Consider the following 25,827-nt stretch of genomic DNA (forward strand, 5'->3'; position numbering starts at 1 on the left):
AAGATTTGAACATCGTCGCGAAGACCGGCGCCAACAGTGCCGCAGATCCCGCCGATCCACCGCTCCAGCCACTGCAACCATTTGCGGGCCCGTCCATTTTCCGACACCGGCCGTCGCCTCGCGGCGGCCCTTGAAATCGACAAATTTTTATTATCCGGCTAAAATATTCCGGCTATATTCCAAGGCTGCCATGACCATGATTCTTACCCTCGCCTTAGCCACCGGTCGCCATGCTGCCCGCAGCGCACGCCCCGCCCGCATCCAGGCGCCGCGATGAGCGGCTCGGTCGTCCTTCTGCATCTGGCCGGCGCCGTGGCGCTGATGCTGTTTGCCACGCGCATGGTCAAGACCGGCGTCGAGCGCGCCTATGGCGACGTGCTGCGCCATCGTCTGCGCGCCACCATGCGCAACCCGATCATGGCGGTACTGGCCGGCACCGGCCTTGCGATCGCGCTGCAAAGCTCGACCGCGGTCACCTTGCTGGTCGGCTCCTTCGCTGGCTCCGGCATCGTCTCGGGCGCCGCCGGCCAGTTGGCCGTGCGTGGCGCCGAGATCGGCTCGGCTCTGGTGGTCAAGCTGCTGACCTTCGATCTCACGCTGCTGGTGCCGCTCTGCCTGATATCAGGCACGGTGATGTTCATGGCCACCGAGCGGCGCGACTGGCGCCAGACCGGCCGCATCCTGGTCGGCATCGGTCTCTTGATCCTGTCACTGGAAATGATCGGGCAGGCGTCCGAGCCGCTGCGCAACAGCCAGCTGCTGCCGGTCATCCTCAATTATTTCTCCAGCGATTCCATCACCGCCTATCTGCTGGCGGCAATGATCACCTGGCTGTTCCAGTCGAGCATCGCGGCGGTGCTGTTGATGGCGACGCTGGCCGGCCGCGGCCTGATCAGCCCCGAACTCGGCCTCGTCCTCATCCTCGGGGTCAATCTCGGTTCGTCGCTGATCGCGCCGATGCTGACACGCTCGGCGAGTCCCGAAGTGCGTGTCGTGCCGGTCGGCAACCTCCTGATGCGCGGACTGGGCTCGCTGGTCATACTGATCCTGTTCATGATCTTCCGGCCGCATGTCGCCTTGCTCGGCGCGACGGCGGCCGATCAGATCGTCAACGCCCATATTCTGTTCAACGTGATCATCCTGCTTGCCGGCCTGCCGCTGGCCGGGTTGGTCTACCGAGCCTCCGAGAGAATCGTGGCGCTCGGCGCCAAGCCGGCGCCGGCCGCGACGCTCGACGTCGTCGAACTGTCGGCGCTCAACGAAGGCGCGCTCGATGTGCCGAGCCAGGCTCTGGCCAACGCCACGCGCGAAGTGGTGCGGGTCTGCGAGACGGTCGAGATCATGCTCAAGCGCATCATCGAACTCTACGAGGACGCCGACTCGGACAAGATCAAGGCGCTGGCGGCCCTCGACGACCGTGTCGACCGCAGGCACGCGGCCATAAAGCTCTACCTCGCCAAGGTCACCAGGAACCCGATGACCCAAGACGAGGCGTTGCGATGCCAGGAACTGATCGGCGCCTGCGTCAAGCTCGAGCAGGTCGGCGACATCGTCGTGCGCAACATGCTGGTGCATGTGAAGAAGAAATTCGACCGCGGGCTGGAATTCACCGACGAAGGCTGGAGCGAACTGTGCGCCTTCCATGGCTCGGTGCTGGCCAATGCCCGGCTCGCCTTCAACGTGCTGGTCTCGCGCGATGCCGAGACCGCCCGCCAGCTGGTGCTGGAGAAGGACCAGTTGCGCGACCGCGAGAAGGAAACCAGCGCCAGCCATTTCCAGCGCCTGCGCGAAGGCACCGCCAAAAGCATCGAAACCAGCTCGATCCACCTCGACACCATCCGCGACCTGAAGCAGATCAACTCGCTGCTGGCGTCGATGGCCTACCCCGTGCTCGAAGAGCGCGGCCTGCTCACGGGATCGAGGCTGAAGGCGAGCTGAGGCGGCAAGGATTTGCCGCATCGGCATCAACTTGGGAACACGATTCCGGTATTCCGGCTTCAACGGCAAAATTAGTCTTTGCTCATCCTCACATCCGTCGGCTAAGCATCTAATGCCACCCGGAGGAAATCGATGGACACCCATTCGCGCAGTTTCGCCAAGGCGCTTTCCTGGCGTGTGACCGGCACAATCGATACGATGATCATCTCGCTGGTGGTGACCGGAAGCATCAAGCTGGCGGCAGCCATCGGCATGACCGAAGTCGTCACCAAGTCGCTGCTCTATTATTTTCATGAGCGGGCGTGGCTGAAGATTCCTTACGGACGTAAGTCCGCGACCTGACGGGACCGGTGACCAACGGACCTGGTCAAGAAAAGCTAAAGCGACGTCGACAATTTCTGGATTGCCTGCCACGGCTATCCATGGTTTGAGCCCTGTATTTCGAGAGTTTCTTTTTCATGTCGCTGCCGCTCGTCGCCCTGTTCATCGCCGCCTTCGCTTTCGGCACCACCGAATTCGTCATCGCCGGCGTGCTGCCGCAGGTGGCGCATGGGCTTGGCGTTTCGGTACCCTCCGCCGGCTATCTCGTCTCCGGCTATGCATGCGGCATCGCCATCGGCGGGCCGCTGCTGGCGCTCGCCACCAAGTCCTTGCCGCGCAAGACCTTGCTGCTCGGCCTCGCGGTCGCCTTCACCATCGGCCAGGCGGCCTGCGCGCTGGCGCCCGATTTCACCTCAATGCTGTTGCTGCGCATTGCCGTGGCTGTCGCGCATGGCGCCTATTTCGGCGTTGCCATGGTGGTCGCGGTCGGCCTGGTGCGCGAGGACCAGCGCGGCATGGCGGTCGCCGTCATCCTGTCGGGCCTCACCGTCTCCAACGTCATCGGCGTGCCGGCCGGCACTGCCATCGGCAACATCTGGGGCTGGCGCGCGACCTTCTGGGTGATGGGCGCACTCGGCGTGGCGGCAACTCTGGCCATGGCGGCCCTGTTGCCGCGCACCACCGGATATCAGGCCAAGGCGGCGAGCCTTGCCAGCGAAGTCCGCGTGCTGGCGCGCCAGCAGGTCTGGACCTCGCTGATCCTGATGCTGATGCTGATGCTCGGCCAGTTCTGCCTGTTCACCTACATCACCCCGACGCTGCTGGAGGTGACAGGGCTCGACGAAAACCTGGTGCCCTGGGTGCTGCTGCTCAACGGCGTCGGCGCCACGCTTGGCGTCTTTCTCGGCGGCAAACTGTCGGACTGGAAACTGATGCCGTCGCTGATCACCATGCTCGCCCTGCAGGCGGTGACGCTGGCCATCATCTATGCCGTCAGCCCCTACCCCGCGCCGATGGTTATTGCCGTCATCGTCTGGGGCGGCCTCAACTTCGCCATCGGCACCCCGATCCAGACCCGCATCCTGTCCTGGACGGCCGACGCTTCCGGCCTCGCCGCCTCGCTTATCCCGTCCGGCTTCAATATCGGCATCGCATTGGCCGCGTCGCTGGGCGCCGCCATGCTCAATGCCGGCTACGGCTATCGCAGCCTGCCAGTTGTTGGCGCGTTCGCGATGGCGGTTGCCGTCATCGTGGCTGTCATCTCCCAACTCTGGGAACGGCGCAGCGACATCAGCCCGCCGGTACCGGCGGCCGCCGAATAACATGGCAAGGACCGTCGCCGATTTCGGCCTGACCTGCGGCATCTTGCCGGCGGGCACGCACAACGCGATCACCGATGTGCCCGGCGTGCGCGTCGGTCACTGCACGCTGCGCGACGGGGACGTCAACACCGGCGTGACCGCGATCCTGCCGCATGGCGGAAATCTTTTCCGCAAGAAGGTGATGGCGGCAAGCCATGTCATCAATGGCTTCGGCAAGACCATCGGGCTGATGCAGGTCAAGGAACTCGGCACCATCGAGACGCCCGTTCTCTTGACCAACACGCTCTCGGTCGGCACCTGCGCCACGGCGCTGATCCGCGACGCCATCCGCCAGGACCCCGATATCGGCCGCACCGCCGGAACGGTCAATCCAGTGGTCGGCGAGTGCAATGACGGTCCACTCAACGACATCCAGGCCCTGGCGATATCGGAGGAGCATGCCCTTGCCGCGTTGGCCGATGCCCGTGAAGGCGCGGTCGAACAGGGCAATGTCGGCGCCGGAACGGGAATGAGCTGCTTCGGCTTCAAGGGCGGCATCGGCTCGGCCTCCAGGAAGATCGCGCTTGGCGGCGGACATCATCTTGGCGTTCTCGTCCTGTCGAATTTCGGCCGGCCCGGAGACCTCGTCCTGCCCGATGGGCGCCGGCCCGACCCCAGGCGGCAGGCCGAGGCCGAACGCGGCTCGGTCATGATCGTGCTGGCGACGGACGTGCCGCTCGAAAACCGCCAGCTCGAGCGCGTGGCGCGCCGCGCGGGCGCCGGCATCGCCAGGCTTGGCTCCTTCTGGGGCAATGGCAGCGGCGACATCGCCATCGCCTTCAGCACCGGCAACCCTGTCGATCACGATGAAACCCGCGACCTGGTGCCGCTGCTCGCGCTCAACGAAGCACGCATCGACATTCTCTTCCGGGCGGCGGCGGAAGCGACGCAGGAAGCGGTGCTGAACTCCATGCTGTCCGCCGAGGCTCTCACCGGCAGGTCCGGCACGCATCGCGCATCGCTCGCCGACTGGCTGCGCGACCAGGCCAAAAGGCGATAGGCTACAACTCGATCCGGAACCGCAGGCTTTCCACCCCGCCATAGGCGGCGTCCTCGAAGAAGCGCTCGACGAGTTTGCCGCCATTGGCCAGGATCACCTTGTGCGAGGCCGGATTGCCCGGTTTGGCGGTAATCTCGACATAGGACAGGCGGACCGCCCTCGCCTCGTCCAGCATCAGCCGCAAGGCCTGCGTGGCATAGCCGCGCTGCCGCTTCCACGGCACCACGGCGTAGCCGATGTGGCCAAGCACATGCGGCGGCAGTTCCGCCGTGCCCTTCTGCCAGCGAAAGCCGATCGAACCCGACGCTTCGCCGTCCCAGATCCAGCGGCGGAAGCCCGGCAGGCGTGGCACCGGTGTACCGTCGGGCAAGGTGATGGGCGCGCCCTTGGCCTCGGGATCATCGAGGTCGGCGAGGAACGCCGTGGGATTTTCTTCTATGGCCGCGAGCTGTTCGCGCGTCGCCTCCAGGAGCCGCACATTGTCCGGCGACCACCCGCGTTCGAGCGCCGCCTTGTAGGACGGCAGATGTTCAAGCGCCGGTTTGACGATCTCGATCATGATCCGCGCTCCTTGCCACCACGGCGGCATAACCGAGGCAAGCATCCGCCTCAAGGGCTCGCCGCCTGGAAGGTTGCGCGTCGGCCCGGGCTTGTCACGCATACTTGCCGGCGCGCTAAACAAGATGTGTTTCGCCTGATGGCGCGCGGCGTTTTATGATTATGCTATTTTATGATCGTCCTCTGGTGATTCACCGTTGGGGATCACGAACGGCTTCGACAGGAGAATGGGTCTGGTGCGGTTGAGATCTGTCCCCTTGGGCGTCGTTGCGCTCCTCGGCCTCCTCGTCGTCGTCATGGCCTTGATGGCATCGGCTCGGTCCTTTGCCGCGCCATCGGCCATTCCGGCCTGGCTTGAGGCCCATGTCGGCAATGGCGATGGCCAGATCTCACAAGTGGTGCTGGAGCGGGCGCGCGCGCTTTACCTGAAGAAGGTGGCGCAGGGCGCCGTCAGGAACCCCTGCTACTTCGCCATGGACGCCACCCGTCCCGGCGACCTGGGCAATGGCGTGCTCGGGCGCCGCTATTATGTCGTGTGCGAAGCCAGCCAGTCGTTCAGTGCGATTTCGTCGGGTCACGGCGGCGGCCGGAACCTGAAAGGCACCGTGGACTTTTCGAACGGCAGGCGCTGCGCCAAGAACTTCGGCAATGCCATGGATTCGGAACTGACCGCCGGCGGTGCCTACATGACCCAGGAAGCGAAGACCTCGTTCAAGGGCTTTTATCGCACCGGCGCGAAACAGGACGTGGCTTTCCAGCGCACCTTCATCCAGTTCGACGGTGAAGGCGAAGCCGCCAACGCAAGGCAGCGCGTGATCGGCGGCCATGCGGCGCAAGTGCTGCGCACCATGTGCATGCGCAAGACCCCGAACAGCGCCTATGCCGACCACGATGGCATGGTGCCGTTCGGCAAGCTGGTGGACTATGCCGGCGGCCGCAGCAATGGCTGCACCAGCTGGTCCCCAGCCGATGCCAAGCAGCTCATCTCGATGGTGAAAGACAACCCGACGACCCTCTACATCTATCCGGAATCGCGCGACATCGCCGCCGTTGCGAGCGGCCATGCCGCTTCAGGCAGCTACTGGAACGCATCCTGCCTCAAGGAAATCGGGACGCCGAAATTCTGGCCGCGAAAAACCCTCGAGCCTGTCATCGCCCAGTACAAGAAGGATCATCCCGCACCACCCGCGCAGCCGCTGCCGATCTGCAAGGAGCCGTGAGACTCACCCTGGCGGGCGCCGCGCTTGAGGTGTTGCGATGCGCCAGTGCCATCGTGCCCCGAAACAGGCCGGATCGCGGACGGAGCATGAACAAACATGAAAATCCCCATCTGGATGAATGCCGCGACTGATCCCCCGGCATGACCTCAGCGTGTGAACATCGCCGTGCCGGCTGGCATGGCGACACCGCAGCGGAGATCGGCAGCGTGCCGCAGGCCGCAGCCCTCGGCCATGCGCCGTGACACCTGGTTCGAGGGTGCGACCATCTCGTAGACCTGCCGCGCTCCAAGTTCGCTGAAGGCGCAATCGACGAGCAGCGCGTTGACGAGACGGCCAAGCCCCTTGCCTCGCCATGGCTCGGCGACGGCAACCAGGCCCAGCCAGGCGTGGTCACAAAAAGGGCTGTGCGTGTTGTGCGGGAAATAGGTGTGCCCGGTCGCGGCGATGCGGCCGCGGTCGTCACCAAGCACGATTGTCATCGCGCGCGGCGGCCGGGCCGCCAGCATCGTTCCGGGAAACGGTGCGAGGCCGTGCGCGGCAAGGAACTGCTGGACAGAGCGGGTGTCGGCGCTTTTCGCATTTGTCAGCGGCGATCGCATCGCGATGCCGCCAGGCATCCCCCGCGCGATGATGGCTTGCGCCCGCCTGCCTGCATCGTGCGGCTCGCCCGTGAGAATGTCCCAGGTATCGATCCGGCATCCCATCGCCTCGAGCCTCGGAAAGCAGCGGACCGCCTGCTGCGGCGAAATCATCCGCAACCCGAGCAGGCCATCGCGGCCGAGCATCGTCTCCAGCGCGCTCCATGGCAGCCTGTCGGGATCATCGACCCCCATGAAGCGTCCGGCGTTGTAGATGCCGGGCGTCGCGGCGATCCAATGGCGCTTCTCGTGCGTGCGCCGTTGCAGCGCCTGCTGATGATCTGTTCCGAAGTAACCGGCCATGTCGGGCTCGCCCATGGGTGCCTATCCGGGTGGTACGATAGGTCGTGCCGAGCGCCCCGTCAGGAAACGAAGCTGAAATTTTCCTGAATTCGCTGGTCTTGCGCGGTGGGTGGAAATGAGCTTGCCTTCATGTCTTCACGGCAGGGGGCGCTGACTTGGCAACCGACCAGCTATCGATCGATCTGGACAGGAACGAGCTTGTCGACAGCGCCGGTCGGCAAGTTGTCCTGCGCCGCCGCTCGCTCGGCCTGTTGATTCACCTCGCCGGGAATGCCGGTCATGTCGTCTCCAAGCAAGAATTGGCCGAGGCGAACTGGCCCGGCCTCGCCGTGACCGACGATTCCCTGGCGCGCTGTGTGTCCGACATCCGTTCCGCCCTCGGGCCGGAACTGCGTCGAACGCTGCGGACCGTTTCCGGTCGCGGCTATATGCTGTGCGGATGGATCGGCGATGCTGGCGGCAGGTGCCTCCTTGCACCCGCCGCCGACCATGGGCGGCCAACCGCCACGGATCAACGGCCATCCATCGCGGTGCTGCCCTTCGAGAACCTCGGCGACGACGAAGACGCCTACTTCGCGGACGGCATCGCCGAGGACATCATCGCGGCCCTCAGCCGCTTGCGCTGGCTGTTTGTGATCGCAAGAAGTTCGTCCTTCGCCTACCGCGGCAAGGAACTCGACACGCGCGGGATCGCCAAGGAGCTCGGTGTACGCTACGTCCTCGAAGGATCGGTCCGGAAGCAGGACGGGCGCGTCCGGCTGATCGGCCTCCTCGTCGAGAGCGAGACCGGACGGCAGCTCTGGGCAGGCCGTTATGACGGAGACCTGACCGACATCTTCCAGCTTCAGGATCGCGTCGCGGCGAGCGTACTGGAGGCTGTCGAGCCCAACCTGCGCCTCGCCGAGATCGAGCGGGCACGCAGAAAACCGCCAGGAAGCCTCGACGCTTACGACCTCTATCTGGGGGCTCTGCCTTTCCTCTATGCCTACACGGAAGCCTCCTTTTGCGAGGCCGAGGGGTTGTTGCGTGCGGCGCTCAGGCAGGACGAAGCCTATTCGGACGCGCTCGCGGCGCTGGCCGACTGCGTCGGCCGCATGGCACTCAATGGATGGGCGTGGGATCGCAACGGGGCTTTTGCCGAATCCTGCGCCCTGGCGAGACGCGCCGTCGCCGCCGATCCGGAAAATCCGCTCTCGCTTGCAACGGCGGCATGGTCCTATGCCATGTTCTCGAACGGCTTCGACGATGCGCTCGAACTGGCCGACCGCGCGCTCGAACTGCATCCAAGCTCGCACGCCATCCGCTCCTATTGCGGCTGGGTGTTCGTCTATGCAGGGGAAAGCGACAGGGCCATCGAGCAGTTCAAGGCTGCGCGCAAAATGAGCCCGATGGACCCGCGCGACTATTTCGCGCTGCTCGGCATGGCTGCCGCGCATTTCTTCGCGGGACGATTCGAGGACACGGTGCGCCTGAGCGAGCGCATCATCTCCCTGGTGCCGAGCCATACGATCGCCCGGCGATATCTAAGCGCGGCGCTTGCGCGTGGCGGCAGGCTGGAAGAAGCAAATGCCGTGGCATCGGCGCTTCTCCAGATCCAGCCCAGCTACAATCTCGGCAGCGCTGGCATGAGCCGATTGCGGCATCGCTGGATGCTGGACCTGTATGTCGACGGCTTGAGAGCCGCCGGAATTCCGGCCGCGTGATGTTCAGCAGGTGCGCAATGGCATCTGAACCGGACCTCTGGCCGTCGCTTCAAAGGCCGGCAAGCCTCCTATTGCAGCAACCCCTTGACGATGCCGCTCGCCTTGCCGAAATCCATCTGGCCGGCATATTTCTGCTTCAGCGCGGCGATCACCTTGCCCATGTCCTTCTGGCTGGCAGCACCGGTCGCGGCAATCGCCTCGCGCGCCGCCGCGGCGACCGCCGCATCGTCGAGCTGCGTCGGCAGGAAATCGCGGATGATCTCCATCTCGCCACGTTCCTGCGCCGCCATCTCCGGCCGCTTGCCGTCCTCGAATGCCTTGGCAGATTCCTCGCGCTGCTTCACCATCTTGGCCAGGATCTGCAGGATTTCCTCGTCGTTGGCGGGTTCCTTGCTGGCACCGCGATTGGCGATGTCGCGGTCGTGGATGGCGGCCTGGATCAGCCGCAATGTCGGCAGCCGGTGCTTGTCCCGCGCCTTCATCGCGGTCTTCAGGGATTCGGCGATTTTCGCGCGCATTGCTCTCTCTCCTTCGGTCGGCGCGGACAATAGCGCCGGGGACAGGCCAACGCAAACCCGATATGCCAGGGCAAACCTATGATATTCCTCAATGAAATAAATCGAGGCGGCATTTCGCATGATCATTGACCGCCCTGCCCCCTTTCCCTATGTACTGGGCCTTGCATGAACTGAAGCTTGAGTGCGTGAGGCCGCGAATTCGCCGCTTCGCGCCGTTTGCCGCGCCGATGCCCGCCGGGCTATGGAAGCGCGCGGCTTGATAGGAGTGCCGCCATGGCCGAGATGACGCCCGCCTGGGCCACTGAAAAGCCGACCGCACTTCTGGTGCTGGCGGACGGCACCGTCATCGAAGGGCGCGGCCTGGGCGCCACCGGCTCCGCCGTCGCCGAAGTCTGCTTCAACACCGCGCTCACCGGCTACCAGGAAATCCTCACCGACCCGTCCTATGCAGGCCAGATCGTCACCTTCACCTTCCCGCATATCGGCAATATCGGCACCAATGGCGAGGACATCGAAGACCTCAATCCGGCCGCCCGCGCCGGCGCTGTCGGCGCCGTGTTCAAGGCCGATGTCACCAACCCGTCCAGTTACCGCGCCGCCGGCCACCTCGACCAGTGGCTGAAGAAGCGCGGCATCGTCGCGCTCTCGGGCATCGACACCCGCGCGCTCACCGCGCTGATCCGCGAAAAGGGCATGCCCAACGCCGTCATCGCGCACGCGCCGGATGGCGTCTTCGACCTCGACGACCTCAAGCGGCGCGCCGCCGCATGGTCGGGCCTTATCGGGCTCGATCTTGCCAAGGAGGTCACGTCGGGCCAGTCCTCGGTCTGGCGCGAGACGCCGTGGGTGTGGAACGAAGGTTTTGGCGAACAGGCCGAGCCTTCGCTGCACGTCGTCGCCATCGACTACGGCGTCAAGCGCAACATCTTGCGGCTGCTCGCCGGCCTCGGCGCCAAGGTCACCGTCGTTCCCGCCAAGACCGACGCGGAAGAAATCCTCGCCATGCAGCCCGACGGCATCTTCCTCTCCAACGGCCCCGGCGATCCGGAAGCCACGGGCGACTATGCCGTGCCGGTCATCCAGGACCTGCTCAAGACCGACATCCCGGTGTTCGGGATCTGCCTCGGCCACCAGATGCTGGCGCTGGCGCTGGGTGGCAAGACCGCCAAGATGCACCAGGGCCATCACGGCGCCAATCATCCGGTGAAGGATCACACCACGGGCAAGGTCGAGATCGTCTCGATGAACCATGGCTTTGCCGTCGACGCCGACTCGCTACCCGCAGGCGTCGAGGAAACCCATGTCTCGCTGTTCGACGGCTCGAACTGCGGCATCGCATTGACCGGCCGTCCGGTGTTCTCGGTCCAGCATCACCCCGAGGCCTCGCCCGGCCCGCAGGATTCGCACTATCTGTTCCGCCGCTTCGTCAACCTCATCCGCCAGAAGCGCGGCGAGGAATTGCTGGCCGAGCGGGCCTGATTCGATCCGTCAGCGCTGCCCCTCATCCGCCTGCCGGCACCTTCTCCCCGTATACGGGGAGAAGCCCGCGGACCGAACGCAGCGCCCTTTCTTGCAACGTAGGCAATTGGCGAAACGACTGATGACAGCGTCTTTCTCCCCGTCACTATACGGGGAGAAATGCCCGGCAGGGCAATGAGGGGCGGCACAAACGCCCCACAATTTCGTATCGCAAACCGCCGCAACCTTACGAACCGAGCACCGGCCCCCTGGTCAGCGCGATGCGGCTGTCATGGCTCATGCCTGTGCTCCATCTTTGACCTCGGTCGCGACGTCAGCGACCGTCGCCGGTCTCGCCACCTTGGTGACGAAGACGATGACCGCCAGCACCAGGAAGCACGCACCGACCAGGTAGGGCGCGCCGCCGAAGGTCACCGGCGCGCTTGGCCCGGTGAACCAGGAAAAGATCGCGGTGTAGAGCAGCGGCGTGATGATCGAGGTGATCGAGAAGATCGAGGTCATCGCGCCTTGTAGCTCGCCCTGTGCCGAAGGCGGCACCTTGGCGGCGGCGAGGCTTCTCAGCGGCGGATCGGCCAGCGCTTCCAGACAGCCGACGACGATCACTGCGTAGACCATCCAGCCTTGCGAGGCGAAGGCATAGCCGAAGGCGCTGGCCGCGGTGAACGTCAGGCCTATGACCGCCGTTCTCCACTCGCCGAGCCGGGGAATGACGCGCGGCAGCACCGTGCCCATGACGATCGCCCCGCACAGGCCGAAAACGCCGAGCGAGAAGCCGATCTGCTGCTCGCTCCAGCCATAGCGGTAGTTGGAGACGAACGACCAGACCGCCGGATACATCATGTGGCCGAGTGTCATCAGGAAGAAGACAAGCCCGATCCAGCCGATGCCTCGATACTGGCGCATCTGCAGGAGCGTGCCGACCGGATTGGCGCGTTTCCACTCGAAGCGGCGGCGATGCTTTTCATCGAGCGTCTCGGGCAGGAAGAACATCGCGATCAGGAAGTTCACGAAAGCGAGCCCGGCGGCGAAAAAGAACGGCACGCGCGGACCGAACGTGCCGAGCAATCCGCCCAGCACCGGCCCGATGACGAAGCCGACGCCGAAGGCGATGCCGAGCAGGCCGAAATTCTTGGCCCGGTTCTCGTCGTTCGAGATATCGGCGATGAAGGCTGACGTCGTCGAATAGCTGGCGCCCGAAATGCCGGCCAGCACACGCCCGATGAACAGCATCGGATAGGACCAGGCGATGGCGCAGATCAAATTGTCGATGGAGAAGGTCAGCACCGAGGCGAGCAGGATCGGCCGCCGTCCGAACCGGTCGCTCAGGCCGCCCATGATCGGCGCGAAGAAGAACTGCATGGCAGCGTAGACGAAGAACAGCCAGCCGCCCTCGATCGCCGCTTCGCTGATGCCGACGCCGGTTAATTCCCTGAGAAAAGCCGGCAGCACCGGCATGATCATGCCGAAGCCGATAATGTCGAGCAGCAGCGTGGTGAAAACGAGCGCAAGGCCCCGCCTGGCGGTCTTGGGGTCGATCATGATCGGTCAAGCTCCTCTGGCCGCCCTGGGGCGCGGGCGGAGGCACCTTATAGGCGAGCAAGCAAAAAGGAACAATGCGGGAACAGTCAGGATGCCTTCATCCTGACACTCCCTGACGGCGTCTTTGCCATCAGGTCTTTGCCCCAAAAACGACTGCTTAGAGCGCCCCGCTCATCGTATTGCAGTCCGACAGCTTGCCGCTCTTGTAGCCGCGCGTCAGCCAGGTCTGCCGCTGCTGGGAGGTGCCGTGGTTGAAGCTTTCCGGCACGACATAGCCCTGCATCTTCTTCTGCAGCGTGTCGTCGCCGATCTGCTTGGCGGCATTCAGCGCGCTTTCGAAGTCGCCCGGCTCCAATATGCCCTTCTGCCCGGTGTAATGCGCCCACACGCCGGCGAAGCAGTCGGCCTGCAGCTCGATGCGCACCGACAGCTGGTTGGCAGCGGCTTCGCTCATGCCTTGCCGCATCTGGTTGAACTTACCCATGATGCCGGTGAGGTTTTGCACGTGGTGGCCGACCTCATGCGCGATGACATAGGCGCGGGCGAACTCGCCTGAAGCGCCGAACTGCTGGTCGAGTTGCTGGAAGAAGGTCATGTCGAGATAGACCTTGTGGTCACCCGGGCAATAGAACGGTCCGGCCGCCGCGGAAGCAAAACCGCAGGCCGAGCGGACCTGGCCGGAAAACAGTACCAGCTTGGGGTCCTCATAGGTCAGGCCTTGCGATTTGAAGATGCCTGTCCAGGTGTCTTCCGTCTCGGCGAGCACGGTCGCCACGAACTGCTTCATCTCGTCATTGGCCGGCGTACCCGCGCCGCTATCCTGGCCGCCGCTGTTGTCGGTGATCTGGCCACCGCCGCCCGGCAGCAGGCCGCCGTCGCCGCCGCCCAGGATCGCTGAGGGATCGAAGCCGAAATACCAGCCGGCCAGCACCACCAGGATGACGAGGATGATGCTGCCGCCGCCACCGGTTCGGCCGCCGATGGGCAGTTGGAACTGGCCTCCACCGCTACCGATCCCGCCGCCGCCGCCATCGCTGCGGTCGTCCTCGATATTTTCACTCTGACGACGGCCTCTCCAGAGCATGGCAACTCCTCGCGCTGCGAACTTCTCATTGCTCCGGCAAGGCCGGCTCAACCCAACAAACAATTATCGCAACGGTTGGTCCAAGTCACAGCATTTTTCATGGGCATGGCAGCCCTGGCATCGCCATTTCACCGCACTGGCCGGGAGCGCAAAAGGCCTGTAGCATCGCCGGCATCGGAGGGGTTCGAGGCGTGAGGAATTATTGCCGTCAACCCTTCTGCTTGGCGCCTGCGCTCTTTCCATCAGAGCTTTTCGAGCGTTCCTCGATCCGATCGGCGCCTTTCTTCAGCGGATGGCCCGTTTCGGCCTCGGTCTTGCGCTCGTCCCTGGCGGCCGCCTGCTTCAGTCCTGTGGCTGCCTGCTTGCCTTTTGCGGTTGGTGCCTGCTCGACGCCCATTGCTTCCTCCCTGGCGCGCAACAAGCGCGCGATAAAAGGCAACGTGCACAAGCGGCGGCGGTTCCAGTGGCTAACGTTGTCCGGCAAGCCGGCAATGGAACGCTTCAGCGCGCCGTCATCGCCTTGCGAAACGCTTCCAGCGTCTCGGCGCTGACATGGTGCTCGATGCCCTCGGCGTCGATGCGCGCCGTCTCGGCACTGACGCCGAGGGAGCGCAGGAAGGCCTCGACCGTCTGGTGGCGAATGCGGCTTTCCTCCGCGACCTTACGGCCGGCTTCGGTGAGGAACACGCCGCGATAGGGTTTTCGCGACACCAGCCCGTCGGCGCAAAGCCGCGTCAGCATCTTGGCCACCGTCGGCTGGGCGACCCCGAGCCGCGCGGCGATGTCGACCTGGCGCGCCTCGTTGCCGTCCTCGATCAGGTCGGCGATCAGTTCGACATAATCCTCGACCAGCGCACTGCGGCGCGCTTCGCGCGTCTGCCGGAACCCTTCCGAATGGACATCGGCGTCGAGCAACGGCTCACGCGGGACCGGTCTGTTCTTCAGCGCCAATGCGCGCTCCTCCTCGGAAGTTTAGCCGTCGCTGCTTTTATAGCACGGGCTCTGATTCTTCAGGCCGTTTATTTGGAGGCATGTTTGTCGATCGGCAAGCGGGCGACGCGTTTTGGGACGACATTCCTCTGCCGCAGAAACGGATCCGGTGGCATTGTCCGCCACTCCCGCAGCCATATTTGGATGTTGCTGATCCGAAACCGCCCGACTGCAATCACCGCCAGGGAGAAAAACATGACCCGCAGTGACGTTCTCATCGTAGGGGCCGGCCCTACCGGCCTGGTTCTGGCGCTTTGGCTCACCAAGCTGGGTGTCGGCGTCCGCATCATAGACAGGACCGCCGAGCCGGGAACGACGTCGCGCGCCTTGGCCGTTGCCGCGCACACGCTCGAACTCTACCGTCAACTCGATCTGGCCGATGCCGTGGTCGCGCGCGGCCACAAGGTGCGCGCCGCCAATTTGTGGGTGCGAGGTGAAGCTGAGGCGCGCATACCGTTCGCGGCGATCGGTGAGGATCTGTCGCCCTATTCGTTTTTGCAAATCTTTCCGCAGGACGAGCACGAACGCCTTCTGGTCGAACGGCTCGGACAATTGGGCGTCACCGTCGAGCGGCGGACCGAATTGCATGACTTCACCGACCATGGCGACCGCATCGTCGCCCACCTGCGTGGCGAGCACGGCGAGGAGACCGCCGAGTTCAGCTATCTGGCTGGTTGTGACGGCACGCATTCCTTGGTGCGCGAGACGATATCGGCGGGGTTTTCCGGTGGTACCTACCGTGAACTTTTCTACGTCGCGGATGTCGAGGCATCCGGTGCATCGATCAATGGCGAATTGCATGTCGATCTCGATGAAGCCGACTTCCTGGCGATCTTTCCTCTGGCGGACACGCGCCGTGCTCGGCTGATCGGTACGGTCCGGGACGAGCGCGCGGATCAGGCCGACACGCTGACATTCGACGACGTCAGCCGCCAGGCGATCGAAAACCTCAAGATCAAGATCGAAAAGGTGAACTGGTTTTCGACCTACCACGTCCACCACCGCGTGGCCGGTCAATTCCGCAAGGGTCGCGCATTCCTGCTGGGTGACGCGGCGCACATCCACAGTCCAGTCGGCGGACAAGGGATGAACACCGGGATCGGGGACGCGATCAACCTTGCATGGAAACTGTCTTCCGTGCTCGCGGCGCAGGCGCCCGATGCCCTGCTCGACAGCTATGAGATCGAGCGCATCGCATTCGCCAAGCGCCTGGTTGCCACCACCGACCGCATCTTCACTTTCGTCACCGCCGACGGGCGCATCGCCGACCTCGTGCGCACGCGGATCGCGCCGATTGTCGTGCCCAGGATACTCGGCATCGACCGGGTTCGCGAATTCATCTTCCGGACTGTTTCGCAGATCACCCTCAACTATCGCCAAAGCCCACTCAGCGAGGGATCCGCGGGCGAAGTGCGCGGCGGCGAGCGGCTGCCTTGGGCCCCGGTCGATGGAGTGGACAATTTTGCCTCGCTCGCCGCCACGCAATGGCAGATCCACATCTACGGCGTCGCCAGCGAGGACGTCAGGTCCTGGTGCGAGCGCCATCGGGTTCCGCTCAGCGTCTTCGACTGGCGGCCCGCCCATGAGGAGGCAGGCCTGGCGCGCGATGCGCTCTACCTCCTGCGGCCCGACACCTATGTGGCGCTAGCCGATCCCAAGGCTTCGGTCGATACGCTCGAGCGCTACTGCAGCGATAGAGGGCTTTCCGTCGGAAGCGCGCGCTAGGCGGCTCGGATACGGAATCCGACGGCTTGTCCGCCACTTTCGGTAAAATGCCGGATAAAAAGCATCGACAATGAAATATAGCCTATTGCATAATGTTGAGCCATGGCATAGCTTATGGGTATCCTCCCGAAGCTGCGGAAAGCCTTTTCATGTTAGAAGCAGACGTCACAGCCCCCCGGTCCGCATGGCGGTTCGCCAAACGGGAGGAAGACGATCAGCCAAGCCTGCGCGAGGTCAATTCCACCATCGCGGTGCCTACAGGAGTCTGGTTCCGCCGCCTGTTCGCCTTCATGGGTCCGGGCTACATGGTTTCGGTCGGCTATATGGACCCGGGCAACTGGGCGACCGACCTCGCCGGCGGCGCCCAGTTCGGCTACACGCTTTTGTTCATCATCATGCTGTCGAACCTGATGGCGATCCTGCTGCAGGCACTGGCCGCGCGGCTTGGCATCGCCACCGGCCGCGACCTCGCCCAGGCCTGCCGCGCCTACTACCCGCGCCCGGTCAACTTCGTGCTGTGGATCGCCTGCGAGCTCGCCATCATCGCCTGTGACCTCGCCGAGGTGATCGGCACCGCGATCGCGCTGCAGCTTTTGTTCGGCATCCCGCTGGTCGGCGGCGCCATGCTGACCGCGCTCGACGCTTTCCTCGTCCTGCTCCTGATGAACAAGGGTTTCCGCTATCTCGAAGCCTTCGTCGTCGCGCTTCTGATCATTATTTTCAGCTGCTTTGCCATCCAGATCTTCGTTGCCGCACCGCCGGCCGGCACGATCCTGCATTCGATGTTCGTGCCGTCTTCCGAGATCGTCACCAACCCGGCGATGCTCTACATCGCCATCGGCATCATCGGCGCCACGGTGATGCCGCATAATCTCTATTTGCACTCCTCGATCGTGCAGACCCGCGCCTATGAGCGCACCGAGGCGGGCAAACGCGATGCCATCAAATGGGCGACGACGGACTCCACTATTGCCCTGATGCTGGCGCTGTTCGTCAACGCCGCCATCCTGATCGTCGCGGTGGTCGCCTTCCACGATACCGGCCACCAGCATGTCGCCGAGATCGACCAGGCTTTCAAGCTGCTGTCGCCGCTGCTTGGCCTCGGCATCGCCTCGATCCTGTTTGCCGTGGCCCTGCTGGCCTCGGGCCTCAACTCGACGGTGACGGCGACGCTGGCCGGCCAGATCATCATGGAAGGTTTCCTGCGGCTGCGCATCCCCAACTGGGCAAGGCGCCTTTTGACGCGCGGCGTGGCCATCGTTCCGGTGGTGGTCGTCACCGCGCTCTATGGCGAGAAGGGCACCGGCCAGCTGCTGGTATTCAGCCAGGTGATCCTGTCCATGCAACTGCCTTTCGCGGTCATCCCACTGGTGCAATTCGTCTCCGACAAGAAGAAGATGGGCAACCTCGCCATCCCGCGCGGCGTGGCGGCATTGGCCTGGCTGGTCGCGGCCATCATCCTGGTGCTCAATTTCAAGCTGCTCTACGACACCATGTCCGGGGTCGGTTGAAGGCCCGTCTAATCCCGGGACAAACCGCCAGATCGCTCTATCTTTCCCGATGCCATGAGCAACATCAACGACATCAGGAGATTCTACGCGCGGCTGATGGCGGCCAACGCCGCCTCGTCGGACCCGCGCCTGGAAGAGGTGTTCGCCAGCGTGCCGCGCGAAGCCTTCCTCGGCCCCGGGCCATGGACGATCATTGCCGGAAACGCCACATTTATGACGCCAAGCGCCGATCCGGCTCACATCTGCCAGAACGTGCTGGTGGCGCTCGACGCCGACAAGGGCATCAACAATGGCGAACCCTTCCTGCATGCCATTTGGATCGGAAAACTCGCACCGAGACCCGGCGAGGCCGTCACGCATATCGGCGCCGGCAGCGGTTACTACACGGCTTTGCTTGCCACGCTGGTTTCGCCAGGCGGCACCGTCGCTGCTTTCGAGCTCGACGACCAGATGGCCGAACTGGCGCGCGGAAATCTCGAAGCCTACGGCAATGCGACTGTTGTCCGTGGCGATGCCGTGACCTCGCCCCTGCCGCCATCCGACATCGTCTATGTCAATGCTGGTGTCGTGGCCCCTCCCGCCGGATGGCTGAAGGCGTTGCGCCCGGGCGGCCGCATGATCTTCCCGTGGCGTCCGGCCGAGCGCGTTCCGTTCGCGGTGATGGTGACCCGCGGCGAAAAAGGCTTCGCCTGCCATCCGTTCATGCGCTCCTGGTTCATCCCTTGTGTCGGGGCGTCGACCGCGGATACGGCCGCGAAGATCCCGACACGCGAAGAGGCCGCGCGCAGCCGCTCGATCTGGCTGATCGAGGACAGGCAGCCAAACGGCACGGCCACGGCAATCTTCGAGCATGTCTGGTTCTCGTCGGAAGCCCCGAGCGCCCGTGATTGAGTATCGGTGGCGAGCCAGATTCGCGGCCGCTGTCGGGATGGGCGCGGCTGGTCCGTCCTTGGACTGAAGTCCGGCCGCGACGGCGTGGACGAAAGCAAGGGAGAGCACAATGAGAAAGATCATAGCCGCGACCTTCGTCAGCCTCGATGGCGTCATGCAGGCCCCAGGTGGACCGGAAGAAGATCCGGTCGGCGGCTTCAAATTCGCCGGCTGGACGTTCCACTATTTTGACGAGGTGGCGGGCGCGGCAATGGATGAACTGTTCTCCAAACCCTTCGCCCTGCTGCTCGGCCGCAGAACCTATGACATCTTCGCCGCGTACTGGCCGTACCAGAAGGATCCGATCGCGGATGCCTTCAACCCAGCGACCAAATATGTGGCGACGCATCGGCCGGATACCCTGACCTGGCAGAACACGCACGCGCTTGGGCCCGATATCATCGCGACTTTGCGCCGCCTCAAGCAGGAAGATGGACCTGACCTGCTCATCCAGGGATCTGGCAATCTCATTCAGACCTTGCTCGCCAACGGGCTGATCGACGAGATCCGGCTGATGACCTTCCCGCTGTTGCTGGGCAAGGGCAAGCGGCTGTTCGGCGACGCCGCGATGCCGGCCGCCTTCAAGCTTATCAAATCGCAGGCTTCCACCACCGGCGTCATCATGGCGACCTACGAGCGCGCCGGCGAAATCGAGGTCGGCTCCTTCGTCACGGGCAAGCCCTCCGACGCCGAGCTCGAACGGCGGAAAAATTGGAAGTGAGTGGTTCTTTCTCCCCGTCACTATACGGGGAGAAGGGGCGCACCCTCATGCCGCCTGCAATCGCCGCGCCAGCCCTTCACGGATATGCCGTGCGAACTCCTGTGCCGCCGTACCCACGCCATGCCTCGGCAGGTGCAGGTTGATGGCAAAATTCGGCAGCGGCGGTAGGCCGGCGTCGAACGGCAATATGTCGAGATCCGCAGGCACGGTGGACGCCAGCCATGTGGTGACGGCAAGGTCCGAGCGAACCGTCGCCGTGGTCGCGTCGATGTTGCCGTTCTCGAACACGCTGCGCCATTCCAGCCCATGCTCGTTGAGTGCCGACAGCACCACCGGCCGGAAGGCGCAGGTGTCGGCGACGATCGAGACCGGCAATGGCCGCTTGGCGCGAGCCGCCCCACCCCTTGCACCGACCCAGACCAGCCGGTCGATGGCCAGGCATTCGCCTGACGTCGGACCGACCCGCTCCTCGATCACCGCGAGGTCGATGGTTCCCGCCGCGAGTGCCGCCGCCAGTTCCGGCGAGGAGGCGCAGACCAGCGATATCTCGACCTGCGGATACGCCTCGGCATAGGCTTTCAAGACAGGCGCCAGCAAGGTACCGACAAGGTCGTAGGGCACGCCGAGCCGCACCTGGCCGGCGACATCACTCCCCACCATGTCGGTCCAGATCTCATCATTGAGGCTGAGCAGGCGCCTTGCCTTGTCGAACAGCCGCTCGCCGGAATGGGTCAGGCGCAGACCGCGCCGGTCGCGCTCGAACAGGCTGCAACCGAACGCCTCTTCCAGGCGCTTGACCTGCTGGCTGACCGCGCCTTGGGTCAAGTGCAGCGCGTTGGCCGCCGCCGTCATGCTGGCCTTGTCGGCGACGGTGACGAAGGTGCGCAAGAGGCTTGTATCGAGATTGCGGATCATCCCTGCATTATAAATGCTAATGCTGAACATCGCAAACATTGCATTTACTGATGCATGCCCGCGTCTACCATGGAGGCTTCGACAAAGGCCGTCCCATGCTCCAGCCCATTCTGCCGCTCATCCTGTTCGCCTTCGTGGCCACCGCCACGCCTGGCATCGCCACCACCCTGTCGACCGCTTCGGGCGCGCAGTTCGGCTTTCGCCGCTCGGTCCCCTTGATGGCGGGAAGCGCGGCCGGCCTGGCAACGGTGACGGCGGCGGCCGCCGCCGGGCTTGCCGGGCTGCTGCTTGCCATGCCGTCGCTGCAGCTTGCCATGAAGATCGCCGGCTCGCTCTATCTCCTCTGGCTGGCAATCAAGATCGGCCGCGCCGGACCACCCAATCTCGACGTGGCGATGGCCAGGCCGAACAGCTTCTTCGGCGGCGCCGGCATCCAGTGGATGAACCCGAAGGGCTGGGCGATGGGGCTGGGTGCGGCGGCCTCCTTCGCCGCGCTTGCCGACGGGCCAGGCCAACTGGCGCTGCTGCTCGGCTCGACCTTCGGCCTCACCGCCGCCATCTCGCTGTCCATCTGGTGCGTGGCGGGCATGGTGCTGGCACGGCTGCTCAAGACCGACTGGCAATGGCGCGCGCTCAACATCGTGCTGGCGCTGGTGCTCGCTGCCTCGATCATTCCGATGTGGCGGTCGCATTAGAAGCGTCGGCCTTGCAGAACCAGGGTTTCTTGCCCCGACACAGCGCTACGGTACGCACACATTTCCAGGCGGCTGGTCTTTCGCGATAGCGTGCATAACGGCTTGGCGCATGCATTGTCTTGTGCTGCGCTGATCGACCCCCACTCCGTCTCGGCTTCGCCGAGCCACCTCTCCCCCGATCGACGGGGTAGAGGAACGGCGCCAAGCTTCTTTTGCCGTCAACGCTCGTCGAGCAACGCCCCTTCCTTTCCCTCCGGAGGGGGGAAAGGTGGCGCTGCGAAGCAGCGACGGATTGGGGGATCCACGTGGCAATCAAGCCTCAGGCCGAACACATTCACGCCAGTCACAGAAGATGTGCGCATAGCGTAGCGCCTGAGCGGGGGACAGAGGTGGCCTCAGGCTGCGTAGCGGGCCGCCGGCTTGTCGGCGTGCAGGCTGCCGTAGAAGGCCTGCCGGGCGCCGAGGAACGTATCCAGCTTTCCCGTGTCGGCAAGCGCTGGCACGGTGACGGCTTCGCCCCGCGCCAGGCCGACAAGGGCAGCATCGACCATATCGTCGGCGGTCATGATGATCTCCTTCGGGAGGGTATCGATATCGCCGCCGGAAAGCTCCCAGAAATCGGTCCGGGTCGCGCCTGGCAACACCACCTGTACCCTTACCTTGGTATCAGCGACTTCACGGTGCAGAGCTTCGGTGAAGTTGACGACATAGGCCTTGGTGCCGCTGTAGATGCCGCCGAACGAGGTATCGAAGGCCAGCACCGAGGAGATGTTGACAATCCCGCCCCGGTTACGCGCCAGGAGCCCAGGCAGCACGGCACGCGTCAGCCGGGTGAGCGCCACGACATTGACCTTGATCATGCGCTCGGCGGCATCCGCATCGGCGGTTGCCACCACCGCCTGACCGCCAAGGCCAGCATTGTTGACCAGCAGCGTCACGGTTTCGTCGGATGATATCGCCTGCTCGACATGGCGCACATCGTCGTCGTCCGAGAGATCGGCGCTGATCACGCTGACCTTGCGGCCGTAGGCATGACGCAGCTTTTCGGCCAAGTCCTGCAGCCGGTCGGCGCGGCGCGCAACCAGCACCAGATCATAGCCCTGCCCCGCCAGCCGGTCCGCATAGACGGCCCCGATACCCGATGAAGCGCCGGTGACGACCGCCGTGCCCTTGTTGTCATTCTTGCTCATTGTCACGTTCCTTGTGTTCGTTGCCTTCGGCTCCGGACATACCGGCAGCCGGGGCTGTTATTCGATTGGTGGCATATGCCACTTTCGGCGAAATAGGTATATGCCACTATCTTGTCAACGGCTGCGGCAAAAACTATTTCTGCGGCAGGCTGGCGCACCTGCCGGAGCAATTCCAGCAAAAGTGCTCGGCGGTTTTGCGTCCGGAATTGCGTAAGAAGAGAGAGCATTGGAGGCGATGCGTTTTCGCCGGAAATGCCTCAGCAAGGAGCGACCATGAGCGAAGCTGAAGGATTTAGCCGTTGCAACAATGCCACCTTGCGGCGCACCGCGCGCAGGCTCGGCCGGTTCTACGACGACGCGCTGGCGCCTTCCGGCCTGAAAGGCACGCAGTTTGGCCTGCTCTTCCAGATCAGTGTCGGCAGCGAGCCGGCGATGGGGGCCATTGCCGAGGCGCTGATCATGGACCTTTCGGCACTCGGCCACACGCTGAAGCCTCTGGTTCGCGACGGCTATGTCGAAACCTTCCCCGACAAGGATGATCGCCGCGTCAAGCGCGTGCGGCTGACGCCATCAGGCCAGGCCAAGCTCGACGAGGCGATCAAGCTATGGAGCGTTGCCCAGCGACAATTCGAGGCCGTGATCGGCGCGGAGCAGGCCGCGAAACTGCGGGCCACGTTAGACGAAGTGGCTGCGTTGAACCTGGAACTGCCCGCGGCCGCTTCTTCCGGTTGAAAGAAGCGGCCGCTTAAAAAACGATGGTGTGAGCCTCGGAGCCGGTTATTCAGCCGGCATCGCTACTGGTCTGGCGAACACCCGCCCAGCGAGCACGATGCCGAGCCCGATCACCGGGAAGGCCGCGGCGATCAGGCCGAGATCGGCCGGCGCGCCGAAGCGCAGCACCGCCCCGCCGACCACCGCGCCCAGCGCCACGCCGAGATAGAGCGCCGAGGCGTTGAGCGACAGCACGATCGGGGCCGCGTCGGGCGCGAGCTTGATGATGCGGCTGGCCTGCGCCGGCGGAAAGGCCCAGCCGACGATGCCCCACGGCACCATCATGCCCATCAGCGCCGGTCCGGCGAGGTGATGCGGCAGGAAGGTCGGGATCAGCGAGAAGGTGACGAGCATGGCCGCGCTCAGCGCCAGTGACCAGGCGACGGTACGCGTCGCGCCGAAACGATCGGCTGCCTGGCCGCCGGCAATGTTGCCGATGACCGCGCCGGCGCCGAAGGCGAGCAGCATGCCCGGCAGCGCGATCGGCGACAGCCCGGCGCCTTCGATGGCCAGCGGCGCGATGAAGCTGAACACGGTGAACGCGCCGATGAGGGCAAGCGCCGTCGTCACCAGGATCGGCATCACGCCGGGACGCATGGCCGCCGCCAGCCGGCGCTTCAGCGGCAGCCGGGTGCCAATGATGCCGCGCGGCAGCCGGTACCACAGGATGGCGCCGGCGAGCGCGCCAAGGCCGGCAATGGCGTAGAAAGTGCCGCGCCAGCCGGCGATGGCCGCGACCAGCGCGCCAAGCGGCGCGCCGACAGCGACCGCCACCGTGGTGCCGCCGACGACGACGGCGATGGCACGGGCCCGGTGATGGTCATCGACCAGCGCCACCGCCGTACCTTGCGCGGTCGCCGCGAACAGGCCCGACGACAGCGCCATGATGATGCGGGCGATGAGCAGCACTTCGAAGGACGAGCTCAGGGCGGCGACGACATTGCCGATGACGAAGAACACCAGCGTCCACAGGATGACGCGGCGCCGATCCCATTCGCCGGTCAGCGTCGCCAGGATCGGCGTGCCGATCGCATAGGCGAGCGCGAAGGCGGTGATCAGCGAGCCCGCGAGCGGCACGGAGATGCCGGCATCCCTGGCGATATCGGGCAGAAGGCTGGAGATGACGAAGCCTTCGGTCGAGATCGCAAACGATCCGAGCGCAAGCCAGAAGATTCTCTTGTCCATGGGAAGGTGTCCTTAGTTCAAAAGTTATTGAACAATTGGACATGAAAGGACATCATGTCAATGAAGCCAGGCAAAAATAGCAGAACCATGCTGACAGCCCTGTGTCAGGACGGTCGTGAGAAGGAGAACCAGTGTGTAGGGCCGAGCAGGATGGACGCGTTGAAATCGGCCCGAACTGTGCTTAGGTTCCAGCCATGACGTTACCGCATCCCAATACGGACCAGATCAGTCTGCCCATCGTGCTCGGCGTGCTCGGCGACCCGACGCGGCTCGCGATCGTGCGCTATCTCGCCAGCAAGGAAGGCGTGCCGCTGAACTGCAGCCGTTTCCTCGACCTCGCTTCCAAGACCAACCTCAGCTACCACCTCGCCAAGCTGCGCGAGGCCGGCGTCACCCGCGCCGAAGTGGTCGGCACCAACCGTATGATCACGCTCCGCCGCGCCGATCTCGACGCCCGCTTCCCCGGCCTGCTCGACAGCGTCATCGCAGCAGCCGCCGACGACGCCGCCCTGCCGGCGGTCGGCGGTCATGATTTGGAAGTGCCGGCCTGAACCTTTTCCTCTCCCCCGCTTCGCGAGAGAGAGGAAACCAAGTCCTGCCGCCCACCCACGGAACCTCCTCATGCGCATCGCCGTTCTCGCCGATATCCACGGCAACGTTCTCGCCCTCGACGCCGTGCTCGACGATCTCAGGCATCGCGGCGGCGCGGATCTCACCGTCAATCTCGGCGACTGCGTTTCGGGTCCGCTCTGGCCACGCGAAACGATGGAGAGGCTGCAAGCGCTCAACCTGCCGACGGTGCGTGGCAACCATGACCGCCGCGTCGCCGTCGATCCGGCCGACGAGACCATGTAGGCGTCCGACGTCTATGCGCAGCAGCGATTGACGCAAGCGCAGCGCGATACGCTGTTCGCCCAGCCGCTGACCCTTGAGATCGCGCCCGGCGTGATCGCGTTCCATGCCCGCCCCGATCACGATGAAAAATATCTGCTCGACGGCATCGTCGACGGCCAGTTGGTGCGCGCACCGCTGGCCGCGATCCGGCGCCGGCTGAAGGCGCTCGACCCGGCCTGCCGCATTGCGCTCTGCGGCCACAGCCACCGGGCCGAGTTGATCCGTATTCCTGACGGTCCCGTCATCTTCAACCCGGGCAGCATCGGCTGCCCCGCCTATGATGACGACACGCCGCCGGCCCATGTCTCCGAACAGGGCTCGCCGCATGCCCGCTACGGCATCGTCACCTTGGGCGGCGCCGGTCGACAGGATCGCTTCGAGATGATCGCCGTGGACTACGACCACGAAGCGGCGGCACGGCAGGCCGAACAGGCGGGGCGCCCGGAATGGGCGCACGGGCTTCGCACCGGCTTCATGCCGGAAGCGGCGCAGCCGTGATCCTGATCCGTAAACTGCACCACCGAGCACCATGGTTTGCCGCCATTATTAGCTTGAATTTCCGACTTACATGGCGGCGCGTCGTCCCTTATAAAACCGGCCGGGCACGCGGCGAGACCGCCGCGGCATGGTGATATCGG

Annotated in this window: 24 protein-coding genes and 1 pseudogene; 15 read left to right on the forward strand and 10 right to left on the reverse strand. The window is 64.5% G+C overall.

Translation table 11 applies throughout. The annotated features are described in order from the left end of the window. Positions 1 to 273: 273 nt before the first annotated feature. The 4 genes from FJW08_RS09410 (at position 274) to FJW08_RS09425 (ending at position 4,620) form a co-directional block, all read left to right on the forward strand. Positions 274 to 1,938, forward strand: coding sequence for a Na/Pi cotransporter family protein (locus tag FJW08_RS09410; protein WP_140810273.1), 1,665 nt, complete (start codon positions 274 to 276; stop codon positions 1,936 to 1,938). Between the two features lie 132 nt (positions 1,939 to 2,070). Further along, positions 2,071 to 2,280: a DUF2061 domain-containing protein gene (locus FJW08_RS09415; RefSeq protein ID WP_140761175.1), complete on the forward strand. Its 210-nt coding sequence runs from the start codon at positions 2,071 to 2,073 to the stop codon at positions 2,278 to 2,280. 116 nt (positions 2,281 to 2,396) lie between these two features. Continuing rightward, positions 2,397 to 3,581, forward strand: coding sequence for an MFS transporter (locus FJW08_RS09420; protein WP_140810274.1), 1,185 nt, complete (start codon positions 2,397 to 2,399; stop codon positions 3,579 to 3,581). A gap of 1 nt (position 3,582) precedes the next feature. Beyond that, entirely contained in the window at positions 3,583 to 4,620 is a 1,038-nt protein-coding gene (locus FJW08_RS09425) for a P1 family peptidase (protein WP_140810275.1), read from the forward strand. A gap of 1 nt (position 4,621) precedes the next feature. On the opposite strand, the gene FJW08_RS09430 is transcribed toward FJW08_RS09425, so the two are convergent. Beyond that, a complete protein-coding gene (locus tag FJW08_RS09430; protein ID WP_140810277.1) occupies positions 4,622 to 5,179 on the reverse strand; it encodes a GNAT family N-acetyltransferase in 558 nt (185 codons plus the stop codon). Positions 5,180 to 5,414: 235 nt separating this feature from the next. Here FJW08_RS09430 and FJW08_RS09435 point away from each other — a divergent pair, with 235 nt between their 5' ends. Continuing rightward, complete coding sequence (locus FJW08_RS09435; RefSeq protein ID WP_140810278.1) at positions 5,415 to 6,398, forward strand: hypothetical protein; 984 nt, start codon at positions 5,415 to 5,417, stop codon at positions 6,396 to 6,398. A 146-nt stretch (positions 6,399 to 6,544) separates the two neighbouring features. On the opposite strand, the gene FJW08_RS09440 is transcribed toward FJW08_RS09435, so the two are convergent. After that, positions 6,545 to 7,354, reverse strand: a complete 810-nt coding sequence (locus tag FJW08_RS09440) for a GNAT family N-acetyltransferase (RefSeq protein ID WP_140810279.1) — start codon at positions 7,352 to 7,354, stop codon at positions 6,545 to 6,547. Positions 7,355 to 7,494: 140 nt separating this feature from the next. Here FJW08_RS09440 and FJW08_RS09445 point away from each other — a divergent pair, with 140 nt between their 5' ends. After that, a complete protein-coding gene (locus tag FJW08_RS09445) occupies positions 7,495 to 9,042 on the forward strand; it encodes a winged helix-turn-helix domain-containing protein (RefSeq protein WP_140810280.1) in 1,548 nt (515 codons plus the stop codon). Positions 9,043 to 9,110: 68 nt separating this feature from the next. On the opposite strand, the gene FJW08_RS09450 is transcribed toward FJW08_RS09445, so the two are convergent. Further along, on the reverse strand, positions 9,111 to 9,560 hold the full coding sequence (locus FJW08_RS09450) for a GatB/YqeY domain-containing protein (protein ID WP_140810281.1): 450 nt from the start codon (positions 9,558 to 9,560) through the stop codon (positions 9,111 to 9,113). 273 nt (positions 9,561 to 9,833) lie between these two features. Here FJW08_RS09450 and carA point away from each other — a divergent pair, with 273 nt between their 5' ends. Next, a complete protein-coding gene (carA, locus tag FJW08_RS09455) occupies positions 9,834 to 11,039 on the forward strand; it encodes a glutamine-hydrolyzing carbamoyl-phosphate synthase small subunit (protein ID WP_140810282.1) in 1,206 nt (401 codons plus the stop codon). Positions 11,040 to 11,315: 276 nt separating this feature from the next. Here the strand turns inward: carA and FJW08_RS09465 are convergent, their stop codons facing one another. From FJW08_RS09465 to mntR, 4 genes are all read right to left on the reverse strand, one after another. Next, positions 11,316 to 12,578 (reverse strand): TCR/Tet family MFS transporter, encoded by a 1,263-nt coding sequence (locus FJW08_RS09465; RefSeq protein WP_140810284.1) that lies wholly within the window; start codon positions 12,576 to 12,578, stop codon positions 11,316 to 11,318. A gap of 157 nt (positions 12,579 to 12,735) precedes the next feature. Continuing rightward, the gene (locus FJW08_RS09470) at positions 12,736 to 13,662 is read right to left on the reverse strand and encodes a neutral zinc metallopeptidase (protein ID WP_140810285.1); all 927 of its coding nucleotides are present in this window, start codon (positions 13,660 to 13,662) and stop codon (positions 12,736 to 12,738) included. A gap of 208 nt (positions 13,663 to 13,870) precedes the next feature. Next, on the reverse strand, positions 13,871 to 14,059 hold the full coding sequence (locus FJW08_RS09475; RefSeq protein WP_140761144.1) for a hypothetical protein: 189 nt from the start codon (positions 14,057 to 14,059) through the stop codon (positions 13,871 to 13,873). A 104-nt stretch (positions 14,060 to 14,163) separates the two neighbouring features. Beyond that, a complete protein-coding gene (gene mntR, locus FJW08_RS09480) occupies positions 14,164 to 14,613 on the reverse strand; it encodes a manganese-binding transcriptional regulator MntR (RefSeq protein ID WP_140761141.1) in 450 nt (149 codons plus the stop codon). A 234-nt stretch (positions 14,614 to 14,847) separates the two neighbouring features. Between mntR and FJW08_RS09485 the strand changes: the two genes are divergently transcribed. From FJW08_RS09485 to FJW08_RS09500, 4 genes are all read left to right on the forward strand, one after another. Continuing rightward, positions 14,848 to 16,377 (forward strand): FAD-dependent monooxygenase, encoded by a 1,530-nt coding sequence (locus FJW08_RS09485; protein WP_140810286.1) that lies wholly within the window; start codon positions 14,848 to 14,850, stop codon positions 16,375 to 16,377. Between the two features lie 149 nt (positions 16,378 to 16,526). After that, positions 16,527 to 17,888 carry an Nramp family divalent metal transporter gene (locus FJW08_RS09490; RefSeq protein WP_140761136.1) on the forward strand — a complete coding sequence of 454 codons (1,362 nt, stop codon included), beginning with the start codon at positions 16,527 to 16,529 and terminating at the stop codon, positions 17,886 to 17,888. A 54-nt stretch (positions 17,889 to 17,942) separates the two neighbouring features. Beyond that, positions 17,943 to 18,779 (forward strand): protein-L-isoaspartate O-methyltransferase, encoded by an 837-nt coding sequence (locus FJW08_RS09495; protein WP_181182885.1) that lies wholly within the window; start codon positions 17,943 to 17,945, stop codon positions 18,777 to 18,779. A gap of 109 nt (positions 18,780 to 18,888) precedes the next feature. After that, positions 18,889 to 19,539: a dihydrofolate reductase family protein gene (locus FJW08_RS09500; protein ID WP_140810288.1), complete on the forward strand. Its 651-nt coding sequence runs from the start codon at positions 18,889 to 18,891 to the stop codon at positions 19,537 to 19,539. 45 nt (positions 19,540 to 19,584) lie between these two features. On the opposite strand, the gene FJW08_RS09505 is transcribed toward FJW08_RS09500, so the two are convergent. Next, positions 19,585 to 20,454, reverse strand: a complete 870-nt coding sequence (locus FJW08_RS09505) for a LysR family transcriptional regulator (RefSeq protein WP_140810289.1) — start codon at positions 20,452 to 20,454, stop codon at positions 19,585 to 19,587. Positions 20,455 to 20,549: 95 nt separating this feature from the next. On the opposite strand from FJW08_RS09505, the gene FJW08_RS09510 reads away from it, so the two are divergent. Next, entirely contained in the window at positions 20,550 to 21,149 is a 600-nt protein-coding gene (locus FJW08_RS09510; RefSeq protein ID WP_140810290.1) for a LysE family translocator, read from the forward strand. A gap of 395 nt (positions 21,150 to 21,544) precedes the next feature. Here FJW08_RS09510 and FJW08_RS09515 read toward each other — a convergent pair whose 3' ends face one another. After that, positions 21,545 to 22,339, reverse strand: a complete 795-nt coding sequence (locus FJW08_RS09515) for an SDR family oxidoreductase (protein ID WP_140810292.1) — start codon at positions 22,337 to 22,339, stop codon at positions 21,545 to 21,547. A 273-nt stretch (positions 22,340 to 22,612) separates the two neighbouring features. Here FJW08_RS09515 and FJW08_RS09525 point away from each other — a divergent pair, with 273 nt between their 5' ends. Further along, positions 22,613 to 23,071 carry a MarR family winged helix-turn-helix transcriptional regulator gene (locus FJW08_RS09525; RefSeq protein WP_140810294.1) on the forward strand — a complete coding sequence of 153 codons (459 nt, stop codon included), beginning with the start codon at positions 22,613 to 22,615 and terminating at the stop codon, positions 23,069 to 23,071. A 45-nt stretch (positions 23,072 to 23,116) separates the two neighbouring features. Here the strand turns inward: FJW08_RS09525 and FJW08_RS09530 are convergent, their stop codons facing one another. Continuing rightward, entirely contained in the window at positions 23,117 to 24,295 is a 1,179-nt protein-coding gene (locus tag FJW08_RS09530; RefSeq protein WP_140759586.1) for an MFS transporter, read from the reverse strand. A 194-nt stretch (positions 24,296 to 24,489) separates the two neighbouring features. On the opposite strand from FJW08_RS09530, the gene FJW08_RS09535 reads away from it, so the two are divergent. Both FJW08_RS09535 and FJW08_RS09540 read left to right on the forward strand, forming a co-directional pair. Further along, a complete protein-coding gene (locus FJW08_RS09535) occupies positions 24,490 to 24,846 on the forward strand; it encodes a helix-turn-helix transcriptional regulator (protein ID WP_140759583.1) in 357 nt (118 codons plus the stop codon). A gap of 70 nt (positions 24,847 to 24,916) precedes the next feature. Further along, positions 24,917 to 25,687: pseudogene (locus FJW08_RS09540) on the forward strand (metallophosphoesterase family protein). Positions 25,688 to 25,827: the final 140 nt, after the last annotated feature.

Origin of the sequence: Mesorhizobium sp. B3-2-1 (genome assembly GCF_006439515.1) — a bacterium.
In the GTDB taxonomy this organism is placed as follows: Bacteria; Pseudomonadota; Alphaproteobacteria; order Rhizobiales; family Rhizobiaceae; genus Mesorhizobium.